The 16,221-nt window shown below is 63.5% G+C and carries 18 protein-coding genes; 11 read left to right on the forward strand and 7 right to left on the reverse strand.

Translation table 11 applies throughout. The features are described from left to right. The first annotated feature begins 378 nt into the window (after positions 1 to 378). Positions 379 to 618, forward strand: coding sequence for a hypothetical protein (locus KVT37_RS29200; RefSeq protein WP_217578486.1), 240 nt, complete (start codon positions 379 to 381; stop codon positions 616 to 618). A 135-nt stretch (positions 619 to 753) separates the two neighbouring features. Here the strand turns inward: KVT37_RS29200 and KVT37_RS29205 are convergent, their stop codons facing one another. After that, complete coding sequence (locus KVT37_RS29205; protein WP_254634336.1) at positions 754 to 2,190, reverse strand: MFS transporter; 1,437 nt, start codon at positions 2,188 to 2,190, stop codon at positions 754 to 756. A gap of 132 nt (positions 2,191 to 2,322) precedes the next feature. Here KVT37_RS29205 and KVT37_RS29210 point away from each other — a divergent pair, with 132 nt between their 5' ends. Then, positions 2,323 to 3,222, forward strand: a complete 900-nt coding sequence (locus KVT37_RS29210) for a LysR family transcriptional regulator (protein ID WP_217578487.1) — start codon at positions 2,323 to 2,325, stop codon at positions 3,220 to 3,222. 450 nt (positions 3,223 to 3,672) lie between these two features. Here the strand turns inward: KVT37_RS29210 and KVT37_RS33880 are convergent, their stop codons facing one another. Then, entirely contained in the window at positions 3,673 to 3,795 is a 123-nt protein-coding gene (locus KVT37_RS33880) for a hypothetical protein (RefSeq protein WP_263497842.1), read from the reverse strand. 54 nt (positions 3,796 to 3,849) lie between these two features. Here KVT37_RS33880 and KVT37_RS29215 point away from each other — a divergent pair, with 54 nt between their 5' ends. Next, positions 3,850 to 4,110 (forward strand): hypothetical protein, encoded by a 261-nt coding sequence (locus tag KVT37_RS29215; protein ID WP_217578488.1) that lies wholly within the window; start codon positions 3,850 to 3,852, stop codon positions 4,108 to 4,110. 504 nt (positions 4,111 to 4,614) lie between these two features. Here the strand turns inward: KVT37_RS29215 and KVT37_RS29220 are convergent. Together KVT37_RS29220 and KVT37_RS29225 are read right to left on the reverse strand one after the other, a co-directional pair. After that, positions 4,615 to 4,701, reverse strand: a complete 87-nt coding sequence (locus KVT37_RS29220) for a putative RiPP precursor (protein WP_217578506.1) — start codon at positions 4,699 to 4,701, stop codon at positions 4,615 to 4,617. Positions 4,702 to 5,053: 352 nt separating this feature from the next. Next, entirely contained in the window at positions 5,054 to 5,986 is a 933-nt protein-coding gene (locus KVT37_RS29225) for a hypothetical protein (protein WP_217578489.1), read from the reverse strand. 218 nt (positions 5,987 to 6,204) lie between these two features. Here KVT37_RS29225 and KVT37_RS29230 point away from each other — a divergent pair, with 218 nt between their 5' ends. The 4 genes from KVT37_RS29230 (at position 6,205) to KVT37_RS29245 (ending at position 10,057) form a co-directional block, all read left to right on the forward strand. Next, on the forward strand, positions 6,205 to 6,426 hold the full coding sequence (locus tag KVT37_RS29230; RefSeq protein ID WP_217578490.1) for a hypothetical protein: 222 nt from the start codon (positions 6,205 to 6,207) through the stop codon (positions 6,424 to 6,426). Between the two features lie 363 nt (positions 6,427 to 6,789). Then, positions 6,790 to 7,278: a RidA family protein gene (locus KVT37_RS29235; protein WP_217578491.1), complete on the forward strand. Its 489-nt coding sequence runs from the start codon at positions 6,790 to 6,792 to the stop codon at positions 7,276 to 7,278. Between the two features lie 61 nt (positions 7,279 to 7,339). After that, complete coding sequence (locus KVT37_RS29240; protein WP_217578492.1) at positions 7,340 to 7,555, forward strand: alkylphosphonate utilization protein; 216 nt, start codon at positions 7,340 to 7,342, stop codon at positions 7,553 to 7,555. Positions 7,556 to 7,960: 405 nt separating this feature from the next. Continuing rightward, positions 7,961 to 10,057 carry an acyltransferase family protein gene (locus KVT37_RS29245; protein ID WP_217578493.1) on the forward strand — a complete coding sequence of 699 codons (2,097 nt, stop codon included), beginning with the start codon at positions 7,961 to 7,963 and terminating at the stop codon, positions 10,055 to 10,057. Between the two features lie 258 nt (positions 10,058 to 10,315). On the opposite strand, the gene KVT37_RS29250 is transcribed toward KVT37_RS29245, so the two are convergent. Then, positions 10,316 to 10,669: a cupin domain-containing protein gene (locus KVT37_RS29250; RefSeq protein ID WP_217578494.1), complete on the reverse strand. Its 354-nt coding sequence runs from the start codon at positions 10,667 to 10,669 to the stop codon at positions 10,316 to 10,318. 208 nt (positions 10,670 to 10,877) lie between these two features. Further along, positions 10,878 to 10,967, reverse strand: a complete 90-nt coding sequence (locus KVT37_RS29255) for a putative RiPP precursor (protein WP_217578495.1) — start codon at positions 10,965 to 10,967, stop codon at positions 10,878 to 10,880. A 536-nt stretch (positions 10,968 to 11,503) separates the two neighbouring features. On the opposite strand from KVT37_RS29255, the gene KVT37_RS29260 reads away from it, so the two are divergent. The 4 genes from KVT37_RS29260 (at position 11,504) to KVT37_RS29275 (ending at position 15,475) form a co-directional block, all read left to right on the forward strand. Next, positions 11,504 to 11,824, forward strand: a complete 321-nt coding sequence (locus KVT37_RS29260; protein WP_217578496.1) for a hypothetical protein — start codon at positions 11,504 to 11,506, stop codon at positions 11,822 to 11,824. Between the two features lie 11 nt (positions 11,825 to 11,835). Further along, complete coding sequence (locus KVT37_RS33595) at positions 11,836 to 12,342, forward strand: hypothetical protein (RefSeq protein WP_254634330.1); 507 nt, start codon at positions 11,836 to 11,838, stop codon at positions 12,340 to 12,342. A 254-nt stretch (positions 12,343 to 12,596) separates the two neighbouring features. Continuing rightward, positions 12,597 to 13,847, forward strand: a complete 1,251-nt coding sequence (locus tag KVT37_RS29270) for a DUF763 domain-containing protein (protein WP_217578497.1) — start codon at positions 12,597 to 12,599, stop codon at positions 13,845 to 13,847. 116 nt (positions 13,848 to 13,963) lie between these two features. After that, positions 13,964 to 15,475, forward strand: coding sequence for a P-loop NTPase fold protein (locus tag KVT37_RS29275; protein ID WP_217578498.1), 1,512 nt, complete (start codon positions 13,964 to 13,966; stop codon positions 15,473 to 15,475). Positions 15,476 to 15,490: 15 nt separating this feature from the next. On the opposite strand, the gene KVT37_RS29280 is transcribed toward KVT37_RS29275, so the two are convergent. Continuing rightward, positions 15,491 to 16,087, reverse strand: a complete 597-nt coding sequence (locus KVT37_RS29280) for a DUF6456 domain-containing protein (RefSeq protein WP_217578499.1) — start codon at positions 16,085 to 16,087, stop codon at positions 15,491 to 15,493. Between the last annotated feature and the right edge of the window lie 134 nt (positions 16,088 to 16,221).

Here is a 16,221-nt window from a genome sequence, read left to right on the forward strand (position 1 = left end):
GGAGCGAAGGACATGGACAACGACCGCAACAGTGTTTTGGAAGCGCGCTGGCTTCTCGCCGTGCCGGCCTCGATGCTACTCACCGTGCTGATCGCCGGCCTGTTGCTCGGGTAGCGGCCGATGCGCCTCCTGGGCCGCGGAAATCTCGAAGGCAATGGATGGGGCCGGTGCCGCAGTGGGGTGGGGTTCGTTGGGGTAGCCGAGGCACCGGCCGAGGGGCGGAATGGGCACCGCCGCGAGATAAGGATAGACCTCACAGGCGGCAGCGAAATTACGCGATCGCGGAAGCATTTTATCCCCCCGAAACCAGCCCGACGCATCATAGTCACGAGGACCGGTCGGAACAAACGCCCGGCATCGCCGTTTGCGGGGATGATCATGTTCGCCCCCCTCGATATGCACGGCGAGCAGCGCGCCGATCTCCACCGGGCCGCAAGGTTGTCGATGCTTCACGACCGCGTGGTGAAACGCTTCGACAAGGTCGACCATTCCGCCGATGCCGTCGAGATGGCCGCAGCCGCTTTCGTGGAGGCCACCCACAGGCCGACCGTCTTTGCTGCGTCATTCCGGCCAGTCAGGAAATTTCAGACCGCGGCCGGCTGGACGCTCGGGCTGTGAGTTCCTAAGGGCCAGCATGAAACGGTCAGGCGGAATGGGTGTTGCGTTCCCTGGCCAGATCGCGCGTCCTCAACGCGGCATATACCGCCTCGCGGTCCCACGATATCGCCCGGTCAATCTCATTGCCTGATCGCATCAGGCTCTGTGGCGCTTCCACCAATCGCTGACAAACGCAATTACCATTGCAACCACGACCAGTCCCGCGGCCACTGCAAAAGTGAATCCCATGCCGTGGGTGACGGCCACCGGGGCTGCCGCCGCGATATCCTTCGTGCCGACGGCGAAGGCGAACACAGCGCCCATCACCGCGGTGCCAGTGACGAGGCCGAGGTTGCGCGAGAGGCTCAGCATGCCCGAGACCACGCCGCGTTCGCTGCTGGCGACACCGGCCATGATGGCGGTGTTGTTGGCGGCCTGGAAGAGCTGGTAGCCCGGCGTCAGCAGGATGATCGCCGCCGCGTAGCCGGCGACGCCGAAGGCGCCCGGCAGAACGGCGAGCGCGAAGCAGCCGGCGACCATCAGCGCCAGGCCGGCGACGACCATCGCGGCCGCGCCCGAGCGGTCGACGACGCGCCCGGCAAGGATGCCGCAGAAGGCAGAGACCACGGGGCCGATCGACAGCACGGCGCCGGTCGCCGCTTCGCTCAAGCCGAGCCCCCGCGACAGGAAGAACGGGCCGACGACCAGCGTGGCCATCATCACCGTCGAGACCAGCGCGTTCATGGCAAGGCTCGGCGCCAGCACCGGTCCGCGCAGCAACGCGAGCTTGATCAGAGGTGACGCCACCTTGGCCTCGGCGACCGCGAACAGCGCCGTGCCGGCCATGGCTATGCCGAGCAACGCTAGGTTCAGGCCGCCGAAATGGCCGCGCCCGATGGTCATAGCCAGCGCATAGGCGGCAAGCGTGGCGGCGAGCAGCAGCGTGCCCAGCGTATCGAAGCGGCCCCTCGCCTCGCCCCGGGCGGCCCCCGTGCCGGAAGCTTCGCCCGCCGGCAGGAAACGCCAGGCGGCGAAAACCGCGACGACGCCGAGCACGGCGTTGACGAGGAAGATCGAGCGCCAGCCGAGTGCGGCGATCAGCACGCCGCCGAGCGAAGGCCCGAGCGCCGTGCCGATCGCCGACATGGTGCCGAGCAAGCCCATGGCACTGCCGGTGCGCTCTTTCGGCACCGTTTCGCCGACGAAGGCAATCGTCAGCGCCATCATCACCGCCGCGCCCAGCCCTTGCATGGCGCGCGCGGCGATCAGCAGCGTCAGCGATGGCGCCAGTGCTGCCGCCAGCGAGCCGGTGCTGAACAGCGCCAAGCCGGCAATGAGCAGCAACCGGCGGCCGACGAGATCGCCGAGACGCCCGACGCTGACGATCAGCGCAGTGACGGTGAGCAGATAGGCCAGCACCACCCATTGCACAGCCGGAAAGGAGGCGGCGAAGGCCATGCTCAGCGTCGGCAGCGCAACATTGGCGATGCTGGTGCCGAGCGAGGAAATCAGCATGGCGAGCGAGAGGCTCGTCAGCGCACCCACCGTCGAACGGCGCCCGGGCGCGGCGCGGGTTTCGGCAATGTCGGCCATGATGTCTTCTCCGTCCTTGAGTTTTGCGGGGAAGATAAGCGTGCGACCGATATGGCGGAACGTGCAGCATTTGCACTTCATCAGTGCATCAAACGCCATGTCGCTTCGATTTACCCGTGCTATGGTCGCGCCATGTCGCGACCCGATCTCAACCTGCTCGTCACGCTGGACGTGCTGCTTGCCGAAGGCAGCGTCGCCAAGGCGGCGCGGCGCCTGAAACTCAGCCCCTCGGCGATGAGCCGAGCGCTGGCGCGTCTGCGCGAGGCGACCGGCGATCCGCTTCTGGTGCGCGCCGGGCGTGGCCTGGTGCCGACGCCGCGCGCCGTCGAGCTCGGCGCTGAGGTCGGCCGGCTGGTAAAGGAGGCTGAGGCGGTGCTGCGGCCCGCCGAGCGGCTCGACCTCACGCGGCTCAACCGCAGCTTCACGCTGCGCAACAGCGACGGCTTCGTCGAGAATTTCGGCCCGGCGCTGCTGGCCCGCGTGGCTAAGGAAGCACCGGGCGTGCAGTTGCGTTTCGTGCCCAAGCCCGACAAGGACAGCGGCCCGATGCGCGAGGGCGCGGTCGATCTGGAGACCGGCGTGGTCGGCGGCTCGACCGGACCGGAGGTGCGCGCGCAGGCGCTGTTCCGCGACCGCTTCGTCGGCGTTGTGCGCGCCGGCCATCCCTTGAGCGAAGGCAGGATCACCGCCACACGCTTTGCCGCCGGCCGCCACGTCCTGATCTCGCGCCGCGGCCTCGACCGCGGTCCGGTGGATGATGCGCTGGAGCTCGCCGGGCTGACGCGGACCATCGCCACCGTGGTCGGCGGCTTTGCCGAGGCGCTGGCGCTGGCGCGCGGCTCCGACCTCATCGCCACCGTGCCGGAGCGCTATACCGGTACGCTGCGCGAGGGCCTGTTCAGTTTCGCGCTGCCGGTGAAGCTCGCCCCGCTGACGATCTCGCTCCTATGGCATCCGAGGCTCGACGCCGACCCGGCACATCGCTGGCTGCGCGGGCTGGTGCGGGACGCATGCGGCGGGCGGAGCGCCTGACCTCTCCTCCGGCGGAAAGATGCCGCGAGAGGATCACTGACCCGCCAAGTCGTCAACCTCCGCCCTCGCCGTCGAGGTCATGACGAAAGTCATATTGCCGGTACATTAGATATAACTAATAATATGATAGCGCCAACGTTCCTTGCGCGGAACCCGATGCCGGCCTTGGACGTTGCTGGGCGCTTGGGAAGGAGGCGGGAGGCGGATTGAGCGATTTCCGGAAATTTGCCTGCCCCTTGTGCCAGGGCGCGGGCAAGGTGTTCGTCTGCGAGAAATGGACCCTCTCCAACGGCACATGCTGTCCGCCGGGCACATTGCACGACAATTGTCCTGGACAACGGGTTCCCTGCCAGGCTTGCAACGGAACCGGTCTGCGCGGCTATGGCGCGCCCTCGGTTCTGCAGGACTAGCGCTGCCTCGCTTCCAGGCCCGCACCTGTCCGGGAACAGCCTAGGTGCTGGCGCCGCCCATCAGCGCGGCGACCAGTGTCGCCAGGAAGACAAGCAGCCCCAATGCAACCCGATCCAGCCATGACCGCCGCCTGGCAAGAACCTCGAACAACCGATTGGCCATCGCAACTCCCCCATTCGCTGCCCGCTATTGTACCACGTCTTTCATGAGCACATCATGAAACGTCTCACAGAGACGTTCGATGGCCTGAAGACCACCACCGGGCGCCAATGCTGCACTGCCGAATTGCCCCCAAAAAAAGTCGGGGTTGAGGCGAAACCTCAGCCGGTGAAAAATCAGCTTATTCAAGCGGATAAGCATATAGGCCTGGCAAGACCCGCAGGCCGCTGGAAAGCCCGGGAATCCGCCATTTCGGCGTCTTCCATCGCGGCTTCCGCGTGGTGGAAAAGGTCGCTTTGGGCCCGAAAAGACGGCTAAAAGGCGCTTCGCGGCGACCCGCCGGCGACGTTGACAGGACACGGCGCCAATGGCACTGCGCGATCACTGGTCACGCCATGACCGTTGCTGTTGGGGACGGACGGGGTTTCAGCAGCTTGGCGGCGGCGCCGGACGGGCGGGCACCTGCGTGTGTACCGCCCGCTCCTGGCCGGGCCAGCCTCCAGCTCCAAAATCGTCTGAATAAAACCGACCGAAGGCGCCGAGGCGTTCTTCGATCCCGGCTTATCGGAATATCAGAAAGAGAATCCGGAAGACGGCAATGCGGCTGTCACCGCCGAAAGCCTGTCGCGTCTGGCAAGCGTCGGTTTGCAATATGGCTTCTTCATCGGCTGTCTCGACCGGTCGACGACGAAAGATCGCACAGCAACATATGCGCGGCGTCCGCCGCGTCAAGCGCGTAGAAAGTTGGCGAGTAGAAACTTGGCGCGTAGAACTTTGACGGGCGCGCCATGGCGCGCCGGTCAAATTATTCGTGCGCCGATGTTACGGCTTGATGATCGAGGCGCTCGCGACGACGCTCGACAGTTTCTGGCGCTTCGACAGCACCGGCTTCTCGTAAGTCTTCTTCATGATCTTCACTCCGCTCCGTTGAGTTTGCCGTGAAAGGCCGACCGTAAGCAGGCCGCAAAGTGCGGCTATCGAGCGCCGGCGGCCGGTTCAGGAAAGCGAAGCGTCAGATCGGACCCGAGCCCTGGATCGCCACGACGCTCGACAACTTCTCGCGCTTCGACAGCACCGGCTTCTCGTAAGTCTTCTTCATGGATAACCCCTTTGCCCAAGTTTCGCGCCCGCAGCACGCAGCGCGAACGAGGTTCCCGTCAAAGAACATTTGCGTGATCGACGTGCAATGAAGGCCGACCACAACCGAACGCATGGGGGCTGTGGCGCACCGGCAACATCCGCGCCACGGGCTTTATGGTGGTTAACCGGCGTGCTGCAGCCAATGGCGGTCGAACACGTCGAGAATGGCGCGGAATTCGGAAGGGGGGATCTGGATGGCGCCGTCGCCGCTATAGGCGTCGAGGAATTCGTCGAGCTGGCGGTCGACCGCTTCCGGATGCTCCAGGGCGATGCCGAGGCTCGCCAGGTCGGCGGCGATCGAGCTGCCGACCGGCAGGTATCCGCCCCATGTTCCGGTGCCGGATGCCGCATCGCGCAGCCGCACCAGCAGGATCCTGGTCAGCGAGGGCTGGGCTTCGGGGCCGATGACGGCGGAGCCGCACATATAGCCGCCGAGCGCGCTGACCGGCTGCGTCTGCGGGAACAGGCAAAGGAAGAACTGCGTGTCGCCGCCGACATCCTTGAGATGCAGATAGACGCCGCGCTTTGCCGGCGTTACCGGACCGACGAGCTGCAAGTGCCCGGTCGGCAAGGCCTCGCCATAGGTTGCCGTCAGCCCATGCGCGCCCGGCCCCGCCTCGATCGACAGGCGGCCCTTGATCATCTGGCCGCGATAATAGGGCGACCAGGCGCGAGAATAACAAGCATAGGCCCCGACAAGCCCGGAACCGACACCGCGCTCGTCATGCGCGGAGGCGTCGAACTGCATGCCGGCGCGACGCTCCAGCTCTGCGCTGTCGATGCCGTGCCGGGCCGCGATCGTGGCGGTGAAAGCCGGCAGATCGCTCTCGGCGACCCAGGCGCCGGGCTGTTCCAGCTCGAGCAGCCTCGCCCAGTCGTCATAGACGCTCACCTGGCGCGGCTGCGCGCGGCCCTGCAGCCATTTGTCGGCGCGGCCAAGATCGAACGCCGTCTTCGGGTTGATGGCTCGGAACGCCGCCGCCAGCTCCTTGCGGGTCACCGTTCCCAGCAGGGCCGACGTCAGTCTCAGTTTCTGCGCGATATGCTGCGCCATGCCGCGAGCACCTCACTGCTTTTCGCCACCAGGGCATTGGCGACCCGGCGGGATTCGCCGAGATTCCCTGACGATCGACCTAGCCGTTCGGCCTCGCTGATTTCCACTTTCTAATATTACAGGAATTCCAAAGATTTCCAGAGCATTCCACGCGCGCCGTCTTCGCGATCGTGAGGCCAGCGCTAGGCTCGTCTCGGGGTGGGTGCAGGGGAGCTGTCATGAAAGTCGTTCTATCCGCTCTTCTCGTGGCGCTTGCGCTGTCGCAAGCCGCCGAAGCCAAGACCAAGAACCTGGCGACCGAGACAAAGACCAGCGCCGAGAAAAACCGCCCGCCGCTGGACCAGACGACCACCGGCGGCATAGCGCCCGGCGGCGTCAAGACGGCGCCGCAAGGCGATCCGGACCAAGCCTATCCGCCGGCGCTGTGGCTTCATTTCTAACGCGGGGTGACCGCGTTCCCGGTGTCACGCATCGGGTCGGCGAGGAAACAGAAAACGGCCCAGGCAGAGGCCGTACAAGGGCCATCCGGCCAGCCTGAGGGTCGGGCTTGGCGTGCCGGTGGCATCTGGCACCCGCCCGCGCGGATCGCAAAGCTGCGGCGCGCGCGGGCCCTTCAGGGCCTCAAAGCGCGTCGCGATCTTTCAGATTCGCTCCATGCGCTTTAGGCTTTGATTTTGCGCATGTCTTTATCCCGAAACCGGTTCCACTTTCGGGAGACATGCTTTGGTCAATCCTTGACGAATGGACGGCGAACCGGAAAACTCGGACACGGCGCTGAAATGGCGCCGAGGGGAGACCACTCCATGCCGGGTGCCGACGAAAAGCTTGCCGCGCTCGGCATCGTGCTGCCGCCGCCGTTGAAGCTTCCGCCAGGCATGGTTCTGCCCTTTCCCTGGGTCAATGTGCGCGGCGACCGCGCCTATATCTCCGGCCACGGGCCGCAGGAGCCGGACGGTTCGCTTGCCGGTCCGTTCGGCGCCGTGGGCGAGAGCGTGTCGCTGGACCAGGCGCGAGCCTCGGCCCGCAAGGTCGGGCTGTCGATGCTCGGCGGCCTGAAACGCGAACTCGGCAGCCTCGACCGCATAACCGGCTGGTGCCGCGTGCACGGCATGGTCAATTCGGCATCGCGCTTCACCGAGACGCCGGCGGTCATGAACGGCTTTTCGGAGCTCATCCTCGAGGTCTTCGGGCCGGAGGTCGGCCGCCACGCGCGCACGGCCATCGGCGTTGCCGCCCTGCCGTTGAATCTCCCGGTCGAGATCGAGGCCGAGGTGATGATTGGATTGGCTTGACCAGGTTGTCGCCGGCGCGATAGGCGAGCGCACAGCCAATCCAACCGATGAAAGGCCCGCCATGACAGACGTAAAAGACAGCAACGGCACGACGTTGAAGGACGGCGATTCCGTGACCCTGATCAAAGACCTCAAGGTCAAGGGCACGTCCGAGACGATCAAGCGTGGCACGCTGGTCAAGAACATCCGCCTCAACGGCAATCCCGGCGAGATCGAATGCAACACCAAGCAGGTGAAGGGCCTGGTGCTGAAGACGGAGTTCCTGAAGAAGGCGTGATTGCGGCTTCCATGCGGAGAGATTAAGCAGCTCGGCTGCTTTCGCCAGTCGCCACATTGCGAGAGGCGCGGTGGCGGAAGCTGCCAATCTCCCCCCTTGCGGGGGAGATGGCCGGCAGGCCAGAGGGGGGTGCTGTCCCGCCGGCATATCAGCCTTCGCAATCCCTGAGAGGCCGGAGTGTCGTTCAGGCAGAGCAGGAAACGCTGCGTTCCTTCGCACCCCCCTCTGCCCTGCCGGGCATCTCCCTCGCAAGGGGGGAGATCGGCAGCACCAGCGCCGCCGCACGCCCTCGCCACCTCCCCTTATGTTGCACTGCGTTAGATTTGTTGCATTGCGATATCGACGCCCAAGGCCGAGGCTTTGCGGCAGGCGGGATACGAACGGACATTCACGAGGTTCGTATTCGTGTCAGCATCAGCGCAGGATTTCCGGCCCGATATCGAAGGATTGCGGGCGCTGGCCGTGGCGGGCGTCGTCGCCTTCCATTTCGGCCTGACGGCGCTACCCGGCGGCTTCGCCGGGGTCGACATCTTCTTCGTCATCTCGGGCTATCTGATCACCCGCCATCTCGTTGCCGAGATTTCCGACACCGGCCGGCTCGACCTGTTGCGCTTCTATGCCCGGCGCGCCCGCCGGCTGCTGCCCGTGGCGCTGTTCGTCATCGCCGCGACGCTTGCCGCCGGCGCGCTCATCCTGTCGCCGGAGGAGCAGGCGCTCTATTCCAAGGGCGCGATGTTCGCCTCGGCCTATATGATCAATCTGTGGCTGATCCGCTGGTCGTTCGACTATTTCGCCAATGATGCCACGAGCAATCCGTTCATCCACTACTGGTCGCTATCGGTCGAGGAGCAGTTCTATCTCGCCTGGCCGGCACTGCTGATGCTGGCCGTTTGGCTGGAGCGTTTCACCGTTTCAAGGAAACGGCGAACCTCTCCAGCTTTTCGTTTTGACGCAATTCCGGACGGAAAACCGCTGCACACTTTTCCTGGAATTGCTCTGAAACCCGGCAAGCACGCCATCATCGTTGCGATCGGCGTGATCGGCCTCGTCTCTTTCGCCCTCTGCGCCTGGCTGACGAGCGTGTCGCAGCCCTGGGCGTTCTATTTTTCGCCGCTGCGCGCATGGGAATTTGCCGCCGGCGGCCTTGCATCGATGACGCCGGCGCGGCTGTTGCAGGAGCGTCCGCTGCTGGGGCGGGCGTCGAGCCTGGCCGGCCTCACGATGATCGGGGTCGCTTATCGCACCTTCAGCGAGGACGCCCCCTTCCCCGGCTTTCTGGCGCTTCTGCCTGTCGCCGGTACGGTCCTTCTGCTCAAGGCGGGAGCGGCCGGCGCCAGGGACGGCACTCCTTATTCGCGCAATTCCGAACGGAATTACGTGAATGCCGCCCTGGCGCTGCCGCCTTTGCAATGGATCGGCAAGCTATCCTATTCGATCTATCTCTGGCACTGGCCGGTCATCGTCTATGCCGGCATGCTGGCGCCTGAGCTGACCCCTGCCGAGCGCCTTTACTGCCTTGCGCTGACGCTGGCGCTGTCCAGCCTCAGCTACCACCTCATCGAGAACCCGATCCGTCGCAACGGCTGGCTGATGGCCAACGCGGCGCGGGCGCTGGTGCCGGCCCTCCTCCTGACCGGCACCGGCGTCGCAGCCGCCTACGGCAATGCCAGGCTTGCCGTGCACGACCTCGATCCGGAGCAGCGCATTATCGCGGCGAGCGCCGCCGAACCCTCCACGGCCCGCGCCAAGGCGGGCTGTGTGCAGGACTACGAGACGGTGACGCCGAAGCCTTGCGTGTTCGGCAACGGACAGCGCGTCATCGCTCTCTTCGGCGACTCCCACGCCGACCATTGGTCGACGCCGCTGATCGAGGCCGGCCGGAAAAACGGCTACAAGGTGGTGACCTGGCTGAAGAACTCCTGCCGCGCCTCGCGCATCAGCGTCTGGTCGTCCGAGCTCAAGCGCCCCTACGCCGAATGCGACCATTGGCGCGAGCAGGCGATCGACGAGATCATAGAGGCGAAGCCGGCGCTAGTGGTCATCTCGGAGCTGGCGCTGACCAGCGGGCGCAAGATGGCGGGCCGCGGCGGCGATACGCAAAGCCAGGACGCCGACTGGCGGGCCGGCCTGCGCTCCACCCTCACCAGCCTGAGCAAGGCCGGCCTCAAGGTCGCCTTCATCCGTGACGTGCCGTTCAACAACGCCAATGTCGACACCTGCGTGGCGCGGGCGCTGTGGCGGGACGAGACGCCCTCGCGCTGCGACCAGACGCGCGCCTATGCCGCCAACGACAAGATGGCGGCGGTGGAACGCGACATCGTCGACAGCATCCCCAATGCCGCCTATGTCGACCTCACCGACCGCTTCTGCAGCGCCACCATTTGCCACGTCTTCATCGACGGCAAGCTCGCCTTCCGCGACCAGCACCATATGGCAACGCCGTTCGCGGAATCGCTGGAGCCCGAGGTGGAGAAGAGGGTGATTTCGAAGGTGGGGAGATGAAGCTGCGCCCCATCTCTCCCCTTGTGGGAGAGAAAGCGATTTCAACATCTTAGCCGGAGGCTAAGTGTTAGAAATCGCAAGTGAGGGGAAAGGCGCCGGCCTCCGATAAAGAGCGCTGGCGCCCTACGAAAAGTAAGGCCTGCGCCCTACGAAATCCCCTCTCTGGCATTTTCCAAGCACTTGCTCGGGGACAAGCCCGCTCGCAAATGCAGGAAAATGCTTTCTCCCCCACAAGGGGGGAGATAAGAGCGCCGCGCCCTACCCCACCGTAACCACAAAATGCTTTGTCACCGGCTCGAGGATCTTCCACGTGCCCTTGAAATCCGCCTCGACCACAAAGGCGTCGCCGGGGCCGACCTCGACCGGCTCGCCGCCATCGGGCGTGATGACGATGCGGCCGGCGATCATGTGGACGAATTCATAGTCGGTGTAGGTGGCGTGGTAGGTCCCCGGCGAGGCGCGCCAGGTGCCGGACATCACCTTGCCGTCCTCGGTGGTGTGCTGCACCGCGGTCTGCATGGTCGGGTGGCCCTCGACAACGACCCAGCCCGGCAGGTCGCCGCCATCGGCATGCTCGACGGCGCCGAATTTGCGAATGGTGGGTCTGGTCATCGGATGCTCCTGGGTTCGCCGGAATTGGCTGGCGACGGCATAGCCGATGACGAGATGCGTTGCACGCGGCGATGCGACAGCGGGAGGCGAAGCGGCGACGGATGCCAGCGGCCTTCGCCGGGCGGGCCGAAGATCCGGTGGGTTCACATCCGCCGCGTTGGAATCAAAAAGCCCGCCGGATGGCGGGCTTTCCGGTTTTCCGGCCAGATCAGGTCGGAATGGAAGATGGCGGCCTTGCCGTGATGACGCTCAGCTTTTCGCGCCTGGCCAGAACAGGCTTCTCATAGGTCTTCTTCAAGGTACCCCCCTTTCAAGGTATCGTCGGTCCGCCTGTTGAACCTTACAACTGCCGGGGCCGATAGGCTGTAGCGCATTAGCAACACTTGATGGACGCTCCGTCCCCATGCAGCCCCGTGTTTGTCGGCTTTGAAGGCGACGAAGGCGCGGGCATGGGGCATCGCTGTCTCGTTTCGGGACCAAGATGCCGGCATCCATCTTGCACCAAAGAGATTGCCGGTGTCCTCCCGCCGGTCCTGATCGGGGGATCAGGTTTTAAATCTCGCCGGGCCTGCGGGCTTTGGGCATTAGGCCCGGCGAGTTCTTTGTTCGCTGTCATGCCGGGATTTGGCAGGGTGCAGACCCTATCTTGGAGCGTCAACTTTCCGAGCAGGCACTGTTCCCATCTCTTGCGATTTCCAACACTTGGCTCCGCTAAGATGTTGAAATCGCTTTCCCTTCCACAAAGGGGGAGATAGAACGTCGCGTTTTTCAGGGAACACCTCCACCCCGAAACCGTTAATGCCGTGAAGGGGCATCCACCCACAGGAGGCAGCGATGAAAAAGCTTCTGCTTGCTTCGATGATCGCCATCGCCTCGGCGTTCGCGATCGCGCCGGCAAGCGCCGGCAGCGTACAGCTCGGTATCGGTATCGGCCCGAGCTATAATGACGGCTATTACAGCGACGATTATGGCCCGTATTACCGCCATCATCGCTACTATCGCGATGTATACAATGACGACTACGACAATGGCGGCTATGTGGTGCGCTACCATCACCGCCGCCATTGTCGCACCGAACTGGTGAGCCACTGGCGTCACCACCACCGGGTGGTGGAAGAGGTGCGCGTCTGCGGTAACGGTTATAGCGGCTACTAAGCGAGCCTTGCATGAAACGCGCGGAACGGCCCTGGCCGTCCCGCGCGATCCTCGCCTTGCCTTCAGATCTTGCTCACTCCACAACCCTGTCGCGAAAATGGTTCCGCCATTCGGACGTTTGGGCCGATTTTCACGAAATCGCCCGCCCTCCCGGCAGCTTTTCGGGCTCGAAAGCGTTTACTCCGGTGAACCTTCAGGAGGAGGTTGCCATGAGAAAGCTTCTACTTGCCTCGGTGATTGCCGTCGCGTCGGCGGCCGCGCCGATCGTGCCTGCCGATGCCCATGCGTTCTTCGGCTTCGGCATAGGCGGCTACGAGCCTTATCCGTTCTACGGCGGGCCGTATTATGGTGGCTACCGCGACTATTACGACGACGACTACTACCCCGGCCAAGTCGTCTACCCGCGGTACTACCGGTACCACCGGTACTATTTCTATCACCGGCACCACCATAGGCACTTCTTCTACTACCACCACCGGCACCACCACAGGCATCACCATCGGTATTACCGGTACTAGGTAGGAGCACCGCGCCAGGCGGAGCTGGGATAGCGCGGCGGCGCTGGTCTCCCCACTCAAGGGAGAGGTGCCGCCGGAGATGGCAGCGCAACCGGCAAAGGCGGCGGCAGCCAGGACTGAGACGCTGGCGGGACAGCGCCCCCCTCTGCCCTGCCGGGCATCTCCCCCACAAGGGGGGAGATTGGCAGTTCGTGCGCCTTGCAAATCCTTCCCGACATGCCATCTAACTCACCGGCATCCACGGAGAAGCACGCGTGACGCAGCGAAGCGGCAGCGCCGACCTGCCGCTGCATGGCGGGCGGGTCCCGAAATGGCTGGGCGATCGCATGACGAGGCTCGGCGCTGTGCTGTGCGAAGCGATCATCCACCATTACGGCCGCGACGAACTCTTGCGACGTCTGGCGCATCCCTTCTGGTTCCAGTCTTTTGGGGCCGTGATGGGCATGGACTGGCATTCGTCGGGCATCACCACATCGGTCATTGGCGCGCTGAAGCGCGGGCTTAACCCTATGTCGAGCGAGCTCGGCATCCATGTCTGCGGCGGGCGCGGCGCGCATTCGCGCAAGACGCCGGGCGAGCTCATCGCCATCGGCGAGCGCGTCGGGCTGAACGGCGATGCCCTTGCCACCGCCAGCCGCCTCGTCGCCAAGGTCGACAGCGCCGCCGTGCAGGACGGCTACGACCTCTATCTGCACGGCTTTATCGTCACCGATGACGGGCGCTGGGTGGTGGTGCAGCAGGGCATGAACGGCGACGCCCGCCAGGCGCGCCGCTATCACTGGCTGTCGGAAGGGCTGCAAAGCTTCGTCGACCAGCCGCATGCCGCGATCGAGGGCGAACGCCAGGGCGAGATCGTCAACCTCACCGACCGCCGTGCCGAAAAAGCCCGCGGCGGCCAGGTCGAGCTGCTCAAGACCATGAGCCCGGAAAAGATCCTGACCGAGCTTGCCCTGCTCGAGCCCCAGCCGGAGCCAGAACCAGCCGCGCAGCCGCTTTTGCCCAACCTCGTCATGCCCGCGCATCACGACGTGCGCGAAAGCGACATCGTCATGCGCCGCCTGCACGGCAACATCGCCTCGGCCATCGAAAGCGGCCCGAAGGATTTTCCCGAGCTGCTGCTGGTGCCGGGCGTCGGCCCGCGCACGGTGCGGGCGCTGGCCATGGTCTCGGAAGTGGTGCATGGCGCACCCTTTCGCTTCTCCGACCCGGCGCGCTTCTCGCTCGCCCATGGCGGCAAGGACCGCCACCCCTTCCCCGTGCCTCTGAAAGTCTATGACGAGACGATCGCGGTGCTGAAATCGGCGGTGGGGAAGGCAAAGCTCGGGCGGAGCGAGGAGTTGGAGGCGCTGAGGCGGCTGGATGGCGAGTCACGGCGGATGGAGCGCTACGTGACGGGGCCGAGCTTGAAGGAGATAGTCGCCGGCGAGATGGACCAGTCGCATCTGCTGGGGGGTAGGAGCGTGTTCGGGTGGGAGAAGGCGCCGGAGGACAAGAAGGCTCAATAAGCCACCAGGGTCGGTGCCTCTTATTCGTAAAAGCGCTGTGGGCAATAAACTCAAGTATATGGAAGTCCGGGACCAAGAAATGTATTTCACCTTGTGCGATCGGACTGGGGGAGCAGATGGGAGACGAAAAGACGGAGCTGGATTCGATCTGGGCCGACGACCTTCTCGGTCGGCGGAGTGATGCTGACTTTCTGCAAGCATTCTTGACCGGGCGAATGGCGGATCGGCAGAAGGCCGGCTTGGCTGGAGCATATGTCCTCAACATCGACGCACACTGGGGTGCAGGTAAGACTTTCTTTCTAGAGCGTTTCGCTCTTCAGCTCGAAGCCTCAGGCCATATTGTTGCAAGGGTTAACGCATGGCGCGATGACCACCTTGATGATCCATTTATTGCAATCTTGGCGGCAATCGACGAGGCGCTTAAACCTTACGTCGTCAAAAAGGGAAAGATCGCTACGGCTTGGAAGGGGGTAAAGGACAACGCTGTTCCCTTGGTCGTCAAGTTTCTTGGTGGGGCTACGAAGACGTTGGTCAAAAAGTTCGTAGGCACGGAATTTGTCGACCACATAGGAGATGTCATTTCCGGGGACCAGGCGACCGACCAAACGCTTACCTCTGGATCAGGTTCCGATGATGGAAAGGACAAATCTATCGTTGAAGAGGCACTGGCTGAGGGAGCGTCGGAAGCGGCGATTCAAATCGAAAGTGTTGTCGACAAAGGCACCCAAGAGCTAATCGATTTTTTCAATGGGCAGAACAAAGCTACGGACAACTTTCGAGAGAGACTTGGAAAGGCAATCTCCGCGTTCGAAGCCTCGATAAGGCCGCCACTTTTCGTTTTCGTTGACGAACTCGACCGCTGCCGGCCATCCTATGCGGTCTCGCTGCTAGAACGAGTAAAACATCTCTTCGACGCCGATAATGTAGTGTTCGTCTTTGCAACCAATAGCGACCAATTGCAGTATAGCGTCACCGGTGCCTACGGTGCGGGGTTCAACGGGTTCTCATACCTCAAACGATTCTTCGACCGGACATATTTGCTGACAAACCCATCGATCGAGGAGTTTGTTCGTGTCGAATCAAAAAATTTGAACCAGGCGAAATTTACAGCTCCTAGCTCGGACAAGGTTGGCTTTATAATACGATGCTGCGAGTCGTATAAGATGGATCTAAGAGAGGTTAGACACGTTATCGACATTGTTTCTTCGTCGATTACATCTTGGCGCCATAGCTTTCCCATTGATATGGTCATATTGCTGCCACTTGCTATTTTCTTTTACAGAAATGGCAGCGTCAACTGGCGCGATGCGCAATCAGATATTCCAGAAACTTTTGTCTTCCAGGAAGGATACCGGATTAACGAGTATACGATGCAAAATGAGCCTGTCGTTTTTAAGGTTTCGACTGCATTTAATCTGTTAAGAAATGCAGCTACCTCGATTGAGGAAGCTATCGCTCTCAGAAACTCATCGTCATCACCCGAACAGGAATATGCTGCTCAAACTTTTTTACCTGAGTGGAACGGCAAGAAAGTAAACCGAAGAAGGCCGAGCGCGCAGTTCGAAATAGGCGACCTGATCATGCACGCTGGAAAAATCATTGCTTATGACATTGCTGATAGGAACTAGATCGCAGGCTCCCCTTCACCCCGCCTTCCTCCCCATCATCCCATAGTGCACCGCCAGCAAGTCCAGCCCGACCTTCAGCAGCTTGACCACCACATCCCTCCCCTCGCCGGTGCGTTCGGCGATGGCCTTCACGGACTGGCCTTCGAGGCAGGTCTTTCGCACCACCTCCGCCACCTCCCAATGCGCGAGCGTTGCTGCGGCGTGGGCATGGGCGCGGCCGGTTGAGAGCACGCGGTCGGGGATGCCGCCGCCCACCCTGCCGCCGTCGACGCGCTCGCTCCAGGATTGCGGCTGCAGGCCCTCGCGCTGGCTGCGCTCGAAATCGTCGCGAAAGCGCTGGCCTGCCTCGCGCTGCTGGCGGCTGAGCGAGGTGATGCCCACCAGCGGATCGACATTGCGCAGGCGCACGACGCCGCCGGTGGAGGTGTAGCCGCCGTTCGAGACTTCGTAGACGCGGCGCGATTCGGCGGTGCCGGCGGCGAGGCGCTGGCGGCCGAAGGCGTCTTGCTTCAGCGCGAAGTCGTGGCCGACCTCGCGGCGGATGCGCACCTGCTCGGCTTCGCCCTTGGGGAGTTTCGGGGGTTGCGGTTTTTTCGAGGCTTTGCGGGGCATGAGTTGATCCTTGGGATTGGGTGGACGTCTCAGAACTTGGGTTCCTCACCCCCGCCGGAGGCGGGGGAGAGGTGTCCGCGAAGCGGACGGAGCGGGGGCCTTCGTAGGGCGCTCCCCTCTCCGTCTCGGCTTCG

It is taken from the genome of Mesorhizobium sp. GbtcB19, assembly GCF_019091085.1.
Taxonomy (GTDB): domain Bacteria; phylum Pseudomonadota; class Alphaproteobacteria; order Rhizobiales; family Rhizobiaceae; genus Mesorhizobium.

What these genes read in the sequence shown, in the direction of transcription:
- KVT37_RS29200 (WP_217578486.1), top strand. Translation starts at nt 379, where the DNA reads ATGTTCGCCCCCCTCGATATGCACGGCGAGCAGCGCGCCGATCTCCAC.
- KVT37_RS29205 (WP_254634336.1), bottom strand. Translation starts at nt 2,190, where the DNA reads ATGGCCGACATTGCCGAAACCCGCGCCGCGCCCGGGCGCCGTTCGACG.
- KVT37_RS29210 (WP_217578487.1), top strand. Translation starts at nt 2,323, where the DNA reads ATGTCGCGACCCGATCTCAACCTGCTCGTCACGCTGGACGTGCTGCTT.
- KVT37_RS33880 (WP_263497842.1), bottom strand. Translation starts at nt 3,795, where the DNA reads ATGGCCAATCGGTTGTTCGAGGTTCTTGCCAGGCGGCGGTCATGGCTG.
- KVT37_RS29215 (WP_217578488.1), top strand. Translation starts at nt 3,850, where the DNA reads ATGAAACGTCTCACAGAGACGTTCGATGGCCTGAAGACCACCACCGGG.
- KVT37_RS29220 (WP_217578506.1), bottom strand. Translation starts at nt 4,701, where the DNA reads ATGAAGAAGACTTACGAGAAGCCGGTGCTGTCGAAGCGCCAGAAACTG.
- KVT37_RS29225 (WP_217578489.1), bottom strand. Translation starts at nt 5,986, where the DNA reads ATGGCGCAGCATATCGCGCAGAAACTGAGACTGACGTCGGCCCTGCTG.
- KVT37_RS29230 (WP_217578490.1), top strand. Translation starts at nt 6,205, where the DNA reads ATGAAAGTCGTTCTATCCGCTCTTCTCGTGGCGCTTGCGCTGTCGCAA.
- KVT37_RS29235 (WP_217578491.1), top strand. Translation starts at nt 6,790, where the DNA reads ATGCCGGGTGCCGACGAAAAGCTTGCCGCGCTCGGCATCGTGCTGCCG.
- KVT37_RS29240 (WP_217578492.1), top strand. Translation starts at nt 7,340, where the DNA reads ATGACAGACGTAAAAGACAGCAACGGCACGACGTTGAAGGACGGCGAT.
- KVT37_RS29250 (WP_217578494.1), bottom strand. Translation starts at nt 10,669, where the DNA reads ATGACCAGACCCACCATTCGCAAATTCGGCGCCGTCGAGCATGCCGAT.
- KVT37_RS29260 (WP_217578496.1), top strand. Translation starts at nt 11,504, where the DNA reads ATGAAAAAGCTTCTGCTTGCTTCGATGATCGCCATCGCCTCGGCGTTC.
- KVT37_RS33595 (WP_254634330.1), top strand. Translation starts at nt 11,836, where the DNA reads ATGAAACGCGCGGAACGGCCCTGGCCGTCCCGCGCGATCCTCGCCTTG.
- KVT37_RS29275 (WP_217578498.1), top strand. Translation starts at nt 13,964, where the DNA reads ATGGGAGACGAAAAGACGGAGCTGGATTCGATCTGGGCCGACGACCTT.
- KVT37_RS29280 (WP_217578499.1), bottom strand. Translation starts at nt 16,087, where the DNA reads ATGCCCCGCAAAGCCTCGAAAAAACCGCAACCCCCGAAACTCCCCAAG.